Raw genomic sequence first — 13,146 nt, forward strand, 5'->3', positions numbered from 1 at the left:
TTTATTGTTCTTTCGCTTCGCTGATTCGAATTTGACTCATAATAACGGCGCCCGCCTGAGCCAGATTCAATGATTCCGCGCGCCCGAAAGCGGGGATGCGAATTTGGTAGTCCGCAGCGCGGGAAATTTCCCGTGAAATTCCCTGATTTTCATTTCCTAAAATCAAAGCTAACGGCGCAGAATAGCGTAGTTGATGGTAAAATTTTTTTCCGTGAACGTCCGCGGAAATTGTCTGAAAATTTTTTCTTTTTAAAATCGCCAAAAAAGTGGACAAATCCACATCCGAAAAAACAGGCAGATGAAAAAACGACCCCATCGTAGCGCGGACGACTTTTGCGTTGTAAGGCTCCACGCTATCCTTGCCGAGAATGACGCCATTAAATCCAAACCAATCAGCCGTGCGGATAAGCGTGCCCACATTGCCGGGATCTTGCCCCGCATCGATCAGCAACAGGAACGCCGGATTTTCTGCTAAAAAGTTGTCGAGAGAGTATTGCTTCTGCCGCACGATGCAAAAAATTCCCTGCGAATGCACGGTGTCGGCAATGCGATTGACGTCTGCGGCGTCGATGTCAATAATTTCGATCTTTTTCTTTGCCGCCAATTTGTCAACGCGCTCAAATGCCTCGGGTTTCAGATTTTCTTTTTGGCAAAAACAGGCATGAATTTCAAAATCCGATTGCAGCGCTTCTTCGCAGAGGCGAAAGCCTTCGATGAGAAATTGTCCCCATCGCTCGCGGATTTTTTTCTGCTTGAGTGCAAGGATTTGTTGTAATTTTGATTTGGAAAGCACGTCAAAGTTCGTTTCGGATTTAGTTCGGGATAAGGGATTTGATGTGTTCTTTTCTGTTAAAAAGAAACTCCCGAATAACGGGAGTTTCTCTCAGTCAAATATGATCCATCATGTCTAATAGAATTCTTTTCGCCTTGGAAATGAATTTTTCAGGCACAAAAATCGTGGCAGATGAGCCGGGTATGCTGGCGCTGCTGGTGATCAGCGTGGCGCTAATGCTGTCTGATTTGATGAAACACGGGATATTTTCTTTGTCAAGCACCTCTTTCACCATCTCCGCATACACGTTTCCCGGCAAATCCCGCAACGCGACCCAATTTTGTTCGTAAAAGTCAGACTCTTCGGGCAATTTATCAACTAAATCTACGTCGCAATCAGGGCAATGTTTGATCTCTGGAAAATATTCGTATCCGCACTTTGGACAAAATGGCATTTGATTCCCTTTCTAATTTGTTTCGAAATAATGCTCTTCCCCTTCTTCAATTACGCGCATTACTTCTTGAGGGGTCCGGGAATGCAGCAATTTATTTCGAAAATCCTTAAGCGTTAACAGGCGCGAGATTCGGCTCAGCGCCTTCAAATGTGGACCTGTTTTATCCGGAGGCCCCACTAACAGAAAAATCAATCGAACCGGTTCGTTATCGATCGAATGAAAATCCACATCGTTTTCGGTAATGGCAATGGACGCGACAATTTCTTTTACGCCTTCGGCTTTTCCATGAGGGATGGCGACGTGACCGCCAACGCCAGTACTCATCACTTTTTCTCTGTCTAAAATCGCCTGCAAAATTTTATCGCGACTGGCAATTTTTTTCTTTTCATACAAATGATCCACCATCTCTTTAATCGCTGATATTTTATCCTGACTCTTCAGCGGGATGATTATCAGATCATCTGAAAGTATGTCGCTCAATTTCATGATCTTTCCTCCAACGGGAATAAAAAAAAATGCTACAAAGGGAGAAATAGTTTCTCTCTCAAGAATGGACGTTTAACTATTATTATCCTTCAGTAGCGAGTCCGCAATTCTTTGAATGTATCAGTCAAAACTAAACCGAAAGATTTATTTTAAATTCGAATGACCAATATCTTAAACGTCAGAAATTACTACGGAACTATGAATTTAATTGCAAATCAATTCTTGAATTTCTGCAAATTTTCATTTGCAGCGCACACAGGGCGCCGGATGAATTTAGCAAAAATCCTTTTCTTTTTTCTAAACTAAAATTTATATCCAAAATCTCTCAACAATTTTTTCCTTTCAGCAATCTCTTTTTCTGTTTCAATGCCCAGCGTTTTTAATCCGTCAATCACGCCAAGAATACCCCGCCCTTGATCGGTTTCTGCAACGACGACTTCCACGGGATTGGCGGTGGCGCAAAAAATATTCACCACTTCGGGCACATTTTTTACGGCAGCCAGTACGTTGATGGGGAAGGCGTTTTTCATGAACAAAATGAAACTGTGTCCGGCTTTCAGTTGCACCGCGTTTCGTTGCGCGAGTTCTATCAGTTCGTCGTCATTGCCGGACCAGCGCACTAACCGTTTTTCCGAGGCCTCGCAAAAAGCCACACCAAATTTAATCTGCGGCACCGAGTTGACCAGAGCTTCGTGAATGTCTTCCACGGTTTTAATGAAATGAGATTGCCCCAAAATAAAATTCAGATTTTCCGGATTATCTATTTTGAACACTAAAAGTTCCATTTTGGCCCCTCAATTTATTGGGAAATATTGATTCTGTTCAAAAAATATTTCACAACGCACACTGTTCAATTCGGTAAAGTTAATCAATTTGAAATAATAAGTCAAGCTTTTTATTGAAAAAATTGCATCTCCGACATTCCTTCGCCCAAAAATCGCTTGATTTTTATGAAATTTTGTCGTACCATATTTCTTAAAAAATATCGAATTATCAAATCAACGCCAATGAAACGATTACCCTCATCCATTTGTTTCTTTTTTTTGCTGACGCAATTCAGTTTCGCCTTCGGGCAAACCGCGGATGCTGCAACATTGCTGGTTCCGGAAAGTTTGGAGTTTCATCTCAAATATTTCAACATGCATGTCGCAACGCTGACGTTTCATCTCACTGACGCGGCGGAAGCGGATGATTCCTATTTGCTGACCGTCGATGCTAAATCCGCTTCAACGGCGAACAAGCTGTTTCCGGTGGACAATCGTTACGAGCTATCTTTCGCTAAAGCAAATTTCTTGCCGAGCTTTGCCAAAAAGAAAATTATTCAAAAAAATGTCCGCTACCAACGTTTTCTGAAATTTAATCACGCCGCCGGCGAAGTGGCAGTGGACGACACGTTCCACTACGCTGTGCCGGAGCCATGTTTTGACTATTTTTCCATGCTCTATTTTTTGCGCTTTTCTGTGCCGGATTCGTCCCAAACAACGCGTTTGTTTTTGGACGGAGAATTTATTGTCTCGGAAGTGATTGTCGCTTCGCTGCCGGATACGGTGCGGATTTCTGTGCCGGCGGGAAAATTTGCGGCGACGCAGATGAAACTGGAGTTCGTTAAGCGAAACAACCAAAAGAGACCCTGGAAAACGGATTTGCTGACCAATCGTTTGACCAAATCCGGTTCTAATGTGTCGGTTTATTTCTCTGCTGACAGTCGTCGGCTGCCGTTAAAAATTACTTATCGAAATTCGTGGCTTCGCACCAGCCTGGAACTCGTTGATTATTAATGCGGAGAGTAGTTTAATTTGCTTGAATTTAATTGGATCTGCGCTGCGGCGTTCGGCGTCGGCTACTTCGCGCTGGCAATGGTTTTGGTCGTAGGGCTGAACAGGAAATTTGATCTTGTCGGAGAAGATGACTTGCCCTCCGTTTCCGTGATCGTGGCGGCGCGGAACGAAGAAGAGAATATCGCTGCCTGTCTCGCGGCGCTGGATCAGCTCGATTATCCGCGCGAATTGTTGGAAATTGTCGTTGTGAATGACCGCTCCCAAGATCGCACTCACGAAATTATTTCTCGGTTTGTGCGGAAAAATCCCGATTTCACCTATTTGAATCTAAAAAATAAGTCGACAAAATTATCAGGGAAAGCAGCGGCGTTGGCGCAAGGAATTGAAATGAGCCGCGGGCAATTGATTTTCATCACCGACGCCGATTGCATTGTCCGGCCGCGATGGCTGCACCGGATGCAGCGCCATTTTTCGCCGGAAGTGGGAATTGTCGTTGGTTTCACAGTGCTGGGTTCCGAGAAAAATATTTTTGCCAAATTACAGGCGCTGGATTGGATCTATTTGCTTTCCGCTGCCGCCGGAGCCATCGGATTGGGTTATCCGCTGAGTTGGATCGGGAACAATTTCGCCATTCGAAGAGAGACTTACGACGACGTCGGCGGGTATCAGGGTGTCGGCTACAGCCTGACGGAAGATTTTGCTCTGCTGCGCGCAGTCGCCCGGCGCACAAACTGGCGCGTCGCTTTTTCCGCGGCGCGCGATGGCTTGGTGACCAGCCAGCCCGTGCGGACATTCGCTGATTTTATTTCGCAGCGCAAACGCTGGGCAATCGGCGGCGCAAATGTGCATTGGCTGGGAAAAATTTTGATCGTTTTCAGTTTTTTCGTGCACCTGATTGCCATTGGCAGTGCCCTCTCCGGCGTGAGTTTTTTCAGCGCTATTTTATTTGCGTCAATTTTTATTGGCGATTTTTTGATATTGTACAAATTACTGAAAAAATTTGAACTGTGGCGTCTGCTTCCGCTGCTGCCAATTTACAAATTGTTTTCATTTTTCTACATGCTTATTTTGGCGCTAATATTAGTGTTCCACCGCCGCGTTGTCTGGAAAGGTATTCAATATCAAAGATGATTTGAAATGATGAAAAACAAGCCGATTCTGGCGCATTACTACATCACTTACCGCTGCAATGCGCGCTGCGTTTATTGCGATATTCCAGGGAAAAGCAGAAGACGCCAAAATCGCGACGCACGGCTGGAGCACGTCCTGGAAAATCTCCCGCAGTTGCGTTCGCTGGGAGTGCGGTTTGTCGATTTTACCGGCGGCGAGCCTTTGCTGCATCCTGATCTTCCTGACATGCTCCGCGCCGCAAAAAAAATCGGGCTGCGCACCACAGTGACGACTAATTGCGCGTTTTATCCCCAGCGGGCAAAGGAATTGCGCGGCTTGGTGGATTTGCTCCATTTCTCACTGGACTCCACAAATGAACAAGAAAACGACACCCTTCGTGGCAAGGGCAGCTTTCGCGATGTGATGCGGAGTATTGAGATTGCCAAAAAATTAGGCGAAAGACCGGATTTATTGTTCACTGTGACCGATGCAAATTACCGTGCCATTGACGAGCTCAGTCGTTTTGCGCGCAAGGAAAAATTGATGTTGATCGTCAATCCATTTTTTGCGTACGCTCGACAAAATCCGATCACGCTGAACGCGCTGAATTATCTAGAGCAATTTTTTGGGGCGCCGTTTGTTTATTTCAATAGGGCTTTCCATCGTTTGATTCGCGTCGGCGGCAACGACAGGCTACGCCCGCGCTGTCGGGTGGGCGCTGCCGTCGTTGTTGTTTCTCCGCAAAATGAAATTTTGCTGCCCTGCTACCATCGCGTGCAGCGGCGGATTCCCATTTGCGGAAATTTAAAAGAACTTTGGCTCAGTCCGAGGACGCAAAATTATCGCAGAAAAAGCGGAAGTTTTTCTTTCTGTCAGGGCTGCACCATCAATTGTTATTTTGACCCGTCATTTTTGTACGAAATGGATGCTTATTTTTGGTTGAGCCTGTTTTCCAAAATGCGCTACGGATTTGACAAGTATGTTCGGGCTTTATTTTAAAATTCAAAATTTAGGATATTTTTTCATGCACTTTCCCACAGAGTGGATTCTGCCGATTTTTCTTTACGCCGAGACTCACTACAAATTCAAAGGAATTTTCAGTCGTTTGTTCAAAAAAGAGCCGGAAATTGTTGCGGATGCGCCGTTTCGCATTGACGCGGGAAAACCGATTCCTGTTTTGATTTTTGTCAAAGACGCTCATCGTTATCCCATTGAACTGGAAAAAATTCAGATTGAAATAGGAAATAGGGGAGAGACGAGGCTTTTTGAGATTAAAATTTCTAAAATAAAAATTGATGAAAAATTTTGGCATCGAATATTTTTTGTGGACCTGCCGGAGAGTTTTCGCGGCGACGTCAAACTGGACGTGGGCATTGAAATTCGTATGGCAGGAAAACCTCGCCGTTATCGGAACGATAATTACCGGATTTCCTCGCATTTGCCTTTGCGCGTTTTTGTTTCCGATGAACCAGTGCCTCGTTTCCAAGACTTGTATTTCGGAGATGTTCACTGGCACAGTTATTTCACTGAGGACATGGTCGAATTTGGCGCGCCGGTGGAAACAGCTATTCACATGGCACAGGCGCTCGGATTGGACTTTTTCGCTGTGACCGATCACTCTTACGATTTGGATGACCAACGGGATAATTGGCTGGTCAATGATGCGGCGCTTCCCAAATGGCACGCCATGAAAAAAGAGATCGAAGAGCTAAACAAGAAAAATTCCGGCATCATCGTTCTAACGGGTGAGGAAGTTTCCGTCGGTAATCGGAAAAATCGTAATGTTCATTTTTTGGTCATCAACAGCGAGAAATTTTTCCCGGGAAAAGGCGACGGCGCGGAAAAGTGGCTGCGCACTAAACCTGATCTCTCGCTGACGCAGATTTTGGAACAATTGTCGCCGGAAGCGCTGGCCATCGCCGCTCATCCGGAAATAGCATTCCCGCTTCTGCAGCGGCTGCTTTTGCGTCGCGGAGACTGGGCGGTCGAAGATTTTCAGCATCCCCGACTGAACGGCTATCAAATCTGGAACGGCGAACGCGATCGCTCATTTTTTGCCGGAAGCGAAACGTGGGAGGAATTGCTTCTTTCGGGTAAAAGAATCGCTCTGCTCGCTGGCAATGACGCCCACGGGAATTTTAATCGTTTCCGACAAATCGGCTTTCCGTTCTGGACTTTTCGCGAGACAAACGAGCAGATTTTTGGGCTCATGCGCAGCGGCGTTCTTGCTCGCGATGGTTTCAATACCAAAAATTTGCTGCAAGCCATCCGGCAGGGAAAGACAATTGTCACTAACGGCCCCGTTGCCGAGCTTGTCGTGGAAAATGAGTCGGGGGAGCGGGCGGAAATTGGCGATGAGATTAGGGGCGGTAAATTATCAGTTTTTTTCCGCGCAATTTCATCGGCGGAATTTGGCAGTTTTGTGGAAATGAAAATTATTTTCGGCGATCTCAATCAGAAACGTCAAATTGACGTTTTTAACTTTGCTCCCGAAAATTTGAAGTATGAGTTTGAGACTTCAATTCAATTTGCACATCCACCGAGCGCAGGTTTTTTCCGCGCAGAAGTTACGACAAAAGATGAGAGGAAACAAATTTTTCGCTGCTTGACAAGTCCGATTTACACTGTTGGAAAATGAAAGTATTGTAACTATTCAGCCTCGAAGCCGCCAAGGCTCCAAGGTTTAATTAGTTAGGAAAAAAATATTTTTTGGGAAGCGCTTTGAATAAAAATGTGTTTTGAACAAGCGCCCAAGTTCATTCAGAGGTTGCAGTCAGATGACAATAAAAAAATAAAAAATTATTGAATCTAATAGTCGAAATTTGTATCTTTAATTCATAATATTTTCCATCATTCTTTAAAATTTTGGAGATAGCTATGAGATTCTCAAAATCATCAATTTTTCCTTTTGTTCTCGTTTTTTCTTTTTTTGTCCTGGCAGTTTCTGGGTACTCTTCGGACATTGTCACTCTCGAGGGCCCCGAGCATCATGCTCCTGACAGGGATTTTGATGTTATTCACTACACTTTGCATCTTTCATTTGACGCTTCGGCTGAAACCGTCTTTGGCAGGGAAATCATCGTTTTCTCACCGTTTCAAAGCGGCCTTGATTCAATTGTTCTGGATGCGGCGAAGATGGAGATTAAATCCGTGCAATTACTGTCAAAGAAAAAATTATCTTTCCAAAAATATCCGGAAAAATTAGCCATTTATCTCGACAAAAAGTATGCGCCAGCAGACACAATTTCAATTTCCATAATTTATCAAGCGACGAATCCTGAAAATGGATTGTATTTTATTAATCAACAGGCTGACGGCAAAGAACATTTTGAAATTTATTCCCAGGGGGAAGAAGAAGAGAATCATTTCTGGTTTCCGTGCTGGGATTTCCCCAACGATCGGGCAACCAGTGAAGTTTTTGCCACGACGAAAATCCCCAATATTGTCATTTCAAACGGCAGACTGGTGGATGTCACTACCAACAAAAAAGATTCTACCAAAACTTTTCACTGGAAAATGGACATTCCTCATGCTTCTTATTTGATTTCAATTATCGTGGGGAATTATCTCAAAGTGGAAGATCATTACAAAAATGTTGCGGTGCAGTATTATGTCCATCCTGATCAGCGGCAAAACGCTATGGCGACTTTCAGCAAGACGCCACAAATTATTGGTTTTTTCTCAAATAAAATCGGCATTGAATATCCGTATTCCAAATATGCGCAAACGGTAGTTGACAATTTTAAGTATGGCGGCATGGAAAATATCACAGCAACGACGCTCACTTCCAGTACCATCAGGGATGCCAGAAGTAATATCGACGGGACAGCAGAAGGCTTAATCGCTCACGAGTTGGCGCATCAGTGGTGGGGAGATTTGCTCACCTGTCGCGACTGGACAAATTCCTGGCTGAACGAGGGTTTCGCCACTTATTTTGCTTCTCTCTGGACCGAGTATTCCCGCGGGGAAGACGCATTTGATTATACGATGCAGCGAGCCGGGCAAATTTACATGAGCGAAGATTCCACTCGCTATCGTCGCACGCTGGCGTGGTACAAATATAAAAATCCGATGAATATGTTCGACCGCCATGCCTATCAAAAAGGCGCCTGCGTTTTGCACATGCTGCGCTATGTGCTGGGCGATGAGCTTTTCTGGAAAGGCATCAACTACTACGGCAGGACGAACGCGCTCAAGCTGGTGGAAGCGTCGGATTTGAAAAAAGCCTTTGAAGAAGCGACGGGTAAAAATCTCTACTGGTTTTTTGATGAATGGGTGTATTCCGCCGGTTACCCCAAATACCACGTGGAAAAAACCTGGGTCGATTCGCTGCAGTCGGTTGCCCTTCATGTGACGCAGCAGCAAGTCGGCGAAAAATTGACGACCGTGTTTCGCATGCCTGTGAAAATAGAAATGTTCGCCGGTGAGAAGCATCGAGTCGCGACGGTTGATATTTCCACGGCTGATACGACAATTTATTTGAAATGTGCCAGCAACCCCGATCTGGTGCTTTTTGATCCGGGGAATCATATTTTGAAAGGAATTGAATTTAAGAAAAGCAAAAAAGAATTGCTGCTTCAATTGGCTCATGCGAGTCACGCGGTTGATCGGCTTGATGCGCTGGATCAATTGAGTGAAAATTTTAAAGATGATGTTGAAGTGCAAAAGGCGATTGCTGAGAAAAGTTTGTCCGATTCATTTTGGGTGGTGCGCCGGCAGGCGGTCAATTTTTTGGCTGATGTCCATCCGGATTGGGCTGAGGCGATTTTGAAGAAAGTGGCGAAAGACCCCAAGAGCCGCGTCCGGGCTGCGGCAATCAGCGGTTTTGCCAACTATGAAGATTCATCTTTGGTTTCTATTCTTCAAAATAAAATTGAGTCAGATTCAAGCTACTCAGTCATCTCTGCCGCGTTGAAAACAATTTCAAAACTTGATTCCGCCAAAGCTGTTTCACTGCTGAAGCAGGCTTTGAATATCGATTCCTTCAATGAAAATATTCGCGCTGCGGCGGTGAATGCGCTCGCCAGATTTAAATTGCCCGCACTGGCGGACACTATTCTCGCATTTGGCGGTGCTCAATATCCGACAGGACTCCGCAGCGCTGTCACTAGAGCCGTGGCGAAACTGGCGCCAAAAAATCCCAAGGTATTGGCGTATCTCATTGGGAATTTGAACGATTCCAGCCGCTGGATTAAAATTCAAACCTGTTCTGCTCTCAGAAAAATTGGCGATCCGGCGGCAATCGAACCGTTGAAAAAAGCGATTGAAAAAGAGCAGAATCCACGACTCAAGAAAACAATGGAGCGAACGCTGAAAAGATTGCAGGAGAAGGCAGCAGAAAAAGATAAGGGTTAGCAGTAGTTTTGAGGAATAATTTTCAGTCGATTTAATTAAAATTGAAGGAAAATCAGTAAAAAGGATCAAATCTAATGAAAAGGAGAGATTTCATTAAAAAAACGGCTATCGGACTGACGGTTGCCAGTAGCAGCGGATTGTTTTTTTCTGCGTGCAACAAAGGCAAGTCCGATAAGAAAGAGTTTGCTGCTGGCGCCGCAGGAGGTACCCTGACGGCATTTCGCCCTCGCGTTGCTAACGGCCCTCTGCGTGAATTTAAATTAACCGCTGAAGTTACGGATGTCGATCTTGGCAATGGAAAAATTTTCAAAGCTTTTACTTACAACGGTCAGTTACCCGGCCCTATCATTCGCGTCACCGAAGGGGATAATGTGCGCATTGTTGTCGAGAATAAATTGTCCGAAAATACAACAATTCACTGGCACGGTATTCCTGTGCCCAATGCGATGGACGGTGTGCCTGGAATAACCCAGAAACCCATAAAGTCGGGTGAGACATTTGTCTATGAATTTCCCGCTTTGCCAGCAGGCTCTTACATTTACCATTCTCATGAAAGCTACCAATTGGATCAGGGATTGTATGGCGGCTTAATTATTGAACCTAAAAAAGAAGAAAGAAGCTATGATCAGGAATACACCCTGATTTTGGAAGATTGGGTTACTGTAGATGGCGGCGGTCCTGCGGCAGCTCGCGCAGGAAGAACCCGCGGCGGCACAATGGGAATGGGCAGAATGATGGGGCGGGGAAGGCGGAAAAGAGGAAACGAACCTTTGCTGGAACCCGACTATAATGCTTATGCTGTAAACGGAAAAGTCTTCTCCGCCGGGAAACCCTTTCGTTTAAAAAAAGGCGATCGGGTGCGATTACGAATTATGAATGTCTCTTCTGCGACGATTTATACGCTGCGTCTGGCAGGTCATTCGCTCACCATCACCCACGCTGACGGCCGACCTGTTGAGTCCCACGAAGTTGACGCTTTGCAAATCGGTATGGGCGAACGTTACGATGTGGAATTTATTGCGGACAATCCGGGACGCTGGGTATTGTACAATCTTAAAGATGGTACTCCTGTTGGCGGCTGGGAACTGGCAACTTTTTTGTACGATGGAATTGTTTCCAAATCTTACAGCGGCGATTCAATGGAGAGAAGGTTTCATGTGAACAGCTATGACATGCTTGCCGGCATTCCCGAAACAGAAATCCCAGAAGTTGGCGGTCAAATTGATCGTAAAATTCGCATGACACTCTCTGGCGGCATGATGGGCTCGCCTTACTGGACGATTAATGGCAAAGTTTTTCCTGATACGGATGACATCAAGATTAAGCCCGGCGAGCGAGTTCGTTTCGAATATTCCAACCACAGCATGATGGCGCACCCGATGCATTTGCACGGGCATTTTTTCGAAGTTGTTGGTTCCGGGAGCCGCAGCGGCCATCGAATAAAGAAAGATACGGTAATCGTGGCCGCTCACAGGGGACGCGCGGCCATCGAATTTGTGGCTGACAATCCCGGCGACTGGTTCCATCATTGTCACAATCTTTATCATTTAGTTGGTGGAATGGCGAATGTGGTGCGGAATGGATAGGATAGCGGAAAAATTGATTCGAGCTCAGACTCTCATTTCTGTATTATTTTAAATTTTCCATTTCTCTGTTTTAAATGGAATGTTTTTTGATCTTAATCCGTTAGCAATGGACAAAACAACAATTTTTATCCTGACATGCTAGCCTTATTTTCTGTAAAGAGCAATGTGTAAGATTTGACCCTTTTGACTGTTTCCCCAAGATGTACTCCACCGGCGACGTGGAGTACATCTTTCTGCGAATCTTCCTTAACATTCATTAACAATATTCAACATTTGTAGAATAATCTACAATTAACTGATCTCAAGTGCATTGAAAATTTCAGCAAACCACTTGATAATTTATTGTTATTACAACAGTTATCCTGTGCCTCGCTTTCCTGGTACAACTTTTGTCTTAAAACAGGGCAAACAGTAATATAAATAAACGAATCAGGAGGCAAATCATGACACATGAATTTTGCGGAATGAACTGGGGTTGGGGCGGAATGGTTTTTCAAGCCCTGTTTTGGTTGGCGCTTTTGGGAATTATCTTTTGGAGCCTGCGCAATTTTCTCGGACAAAATCGGACTTCGATGGTCGGACCCGCAAACGGAAGCTCGGCGATTGACATTCTTAAGGCGCGCTACGCCAGCGGTGAAATTGACAAACAGGAGTTTGAAGAAAGATTACGAAATTTGAAAAATTGAGCGGTTTGATTCAATTTACGCACTTATTAAATTGAAGGAGGTGAGCAAAATGCCAAAAGACCCGGTTTGCGGAATGCTGGTCGATGAAAAATCGCCACTTGCGGTGAGTACCTATCAGGGGAAAACTTACTATTTTTGCAGTAAATCCTGTAAACAGGAATTTGAGCACGAACCGAAAAAATATCAAAAATGAAAAGTTTTTGAAAATCATAATATATAATTGAGGAACAGAATGAAAGTAAATGAAGGTCGTTTAGACCGAACTATTCGAATTGTCGCCGGACTATTTATCATTTCCCTTGTTTTCTGGGGACCTAAATCTGCTTTTGGCTGGCTCGGATTGCTGCCGCTATTAAATGGCATTATCGGCATCTGTCCACTATACACTTTATTGGGAATTTCAACGAAAAAAGAAAAATCGGAAAATAGTTAAAAATGGGTGACGCCAAGGCAATGGGATAGAAATTCAGGTCACTCGAAAATGAGTTGGCAAAAGTTCGGTAGTGCATATTGATGCTTAATGTGACAAAAAAATGAAAAATTATTTCAATTTTAGAGAAAAGTGTTGCAAAAGAGCGAAAAAATTAATATATTTTAGAGAATAATGGTTTTATGCTAATACCTCTGAATTCCTTCATTTTGACCGAATAATGAAACTGGAGGAAACTGGAGCATTGAACCAGTCTGGCAATTACCGATACAAAAAATTCCAACCGTTGCTGAATAAGTAGAAAATGCAAAAGTCGGAAAATTTATCAAAAAAAATTATTTGAAGAGTGCAAATAAGATTTCGAACCTTTGAAAGAAAGGGATTTTGTATTTTCTTCCACCTGATTTATTAATTCTGTGTGCTTAAAATATTGATAGGCATTTCAATTGTATTGTCCGCAATTTTTTGAAGTCATGGATTCACACGAGT

At 44.3% G+C, this 13,146-nt stretch carries 13 protein-coding genes; 9 read left to right on the top strand and 4 right to left on the bottom strand.

Annotation, left to right across the window (positions count from 1 at the left end):
* Position 1: 1 nt before the first annotated feature.
* From GXO74_09605 to GXO74_09620, 4 genes are all read right to left on the bottom strand, one after another.
* Positions 2-793 carry an RNA methyltransferase gene (locus GXO74_09605; GenBank protein NOZ61922.1) on the bottom strand — a complete coding sequence of 264 codons (792 nt, stop codon included), beginning with the start codon at positions 791-793 and terminating at the stop codon, positions 2-4.
* A gap of 94 nt (positions 794-887) precedes the next feature.
* Positions 888-1,226: a hypothetical protein gene (locus GXO74_09610; protein ID NOZ61923.1), complete on the bottom strand. Its 339-nt coding sequence runs from the start codon at positions 1,224-1,226 to the stop codon at positions 888-890.
* Between the two features lie 12 nt (positions 1,227-1,238).
* A complete protein-coding gene (locus tag GXO74_09615; GenBank protein NOZ61924.1) occupies positions 1,239-1,712 on the bottom strand; it encodes a PTS sugar transporter subunit IIA in 474 nt (157 codons plus the stop codon).
* A gap of 302 nt (positions 1,713-2,014) precedes the next feature.
* Entirely contained in the window at positions 2,015-2,497 is a 483-nt protein-coding gene (locus tag GXO74_09620; GenBank protein ID NOZ61925.1) for a hypothetical protein, read from the bottom strand.
* A 222-nt stretch (positions 2,498-2,719) separates the two neighbouring features.
* On the opposite strand from GXO74_09620, the gene GXO74_09625 reads away from it, so the two are divergent.
* The 9 genes from GXO74_09625 (at position 2,720) to GXO74_09665 (ending at position 12,660) form a co-directional block, all read left to right on the top strand.
* Positions 2,720-3,490 (top strand): DUF3108 domain-containing protein, encoded by a 771-nt coding sequence (locus tag GXO74_09625; protein ID NOZ61926.1) that lies wholly within the window; start codon positions 2,720-2,722, stop codon positions 3,488-3,490.
* 18 nt (positions 3,491-3,508) lie between these two features.
* Positions 3,509-4,621, top strand: coding sequence for a glycosyltransferase (locus GXO74_09630; GenBank protein ID NOZ61927.1), 1,113 nt, complete (start codon positions 3,509-3,511; stop codon positions 4,619-4,621).
* A gap of 6 nt (positions 4,622-4,627) precedes the next feature.
* On the top strand, positions 4,628-5,599 hold the full coding sequence (locus tag GXO74_09635; GenBank protein NOZ61928.1) for a radical SAM protein: 972 nt from the start codon (positions 4,628-4,630) through the stop codon (positions 5,597-5,599).
* Positions 5,600-5,624: 25 nt separating this feature from the next.
* On the top strand, positions 5,625-7,238 hold the full coding sequence (locus GXO74_09640) for a CehA/McbA family metallohydrolase (protein ID NOZ61929.1): 1,614 nt from the start codon (positions 5,625-5,627) through the stop codon (positions 7,236-7,238).
* Positions 7,239-7,477: 239 nt separating this feature from the next.
* Positions 7,478-9,955 carry a hypothetical protein gene (locus GXO74_09645; protein NOZ61930.1) on the top strand — a complete coding sequence of 826 codons (2,478 nt, stop codon included), beginning with the start codon at positions 7,478-7,480 and terminating at the stop codon, positions 9,953-9,955.
* 74 nt (positions 9,956-10,029) lie between these two features.
* Entirely contained in the window at positions 10,030-11,541 is a 1,512-nt protein-coding gene (locus tag GXO74_09650) for a multicopper oxidase family protein (GenBank protein NOZ61931.1), read from the top strand.
* Between the two features lie 443 nt (positions 11,542-11,984).
* Positions 11,985-12,227, top strand: coding sequence for an SHOCT domain-containing protein (locus tag GXO74_09655; GenBank protein NOZ61932.1), 243 nt, complete (start codon positions 11,985-11,987; stop codon positions 12,225-12,227).
* Between the two features lie 49 nt (positions 12,228-12,276).
* The gene (locus GXO74_09660; GenBank protein ID NOZ61933.1) at positions 12,277-12,420 is read left to right on the top strand and encodes a YHS domain-containing protein; all 144 of its coding nucleotides are present in this window, start codon (positions 12,277-12,279) and stop codon (positions 12,418-12,420) included.
* Positions 12,421-12,459: 39 nt separating this feature from the next.
* Positions 12,460-12,660, top strand: coding sequence for a DUF2892 domain-containing protein (locus tag GXO74_09665; protein ID NOZ61934.1), 201 nt, complete (start codon positions 12,460-12,462; stop codon positions 12,658-12,660).
* Positions 12,661-13,146 lie beyond the last annotated feature (486 nt).

This window comes from Calditrichota bacterium (assembly GCA_013152715.1).
In the GTDB taxonomy this organism is placed as follows: Bacteria; Zhuqueibacterota; Zhuqueibacteria; order Thermofontimicrobiales; family Thermofontimicrobiaceae; genus 4484-87.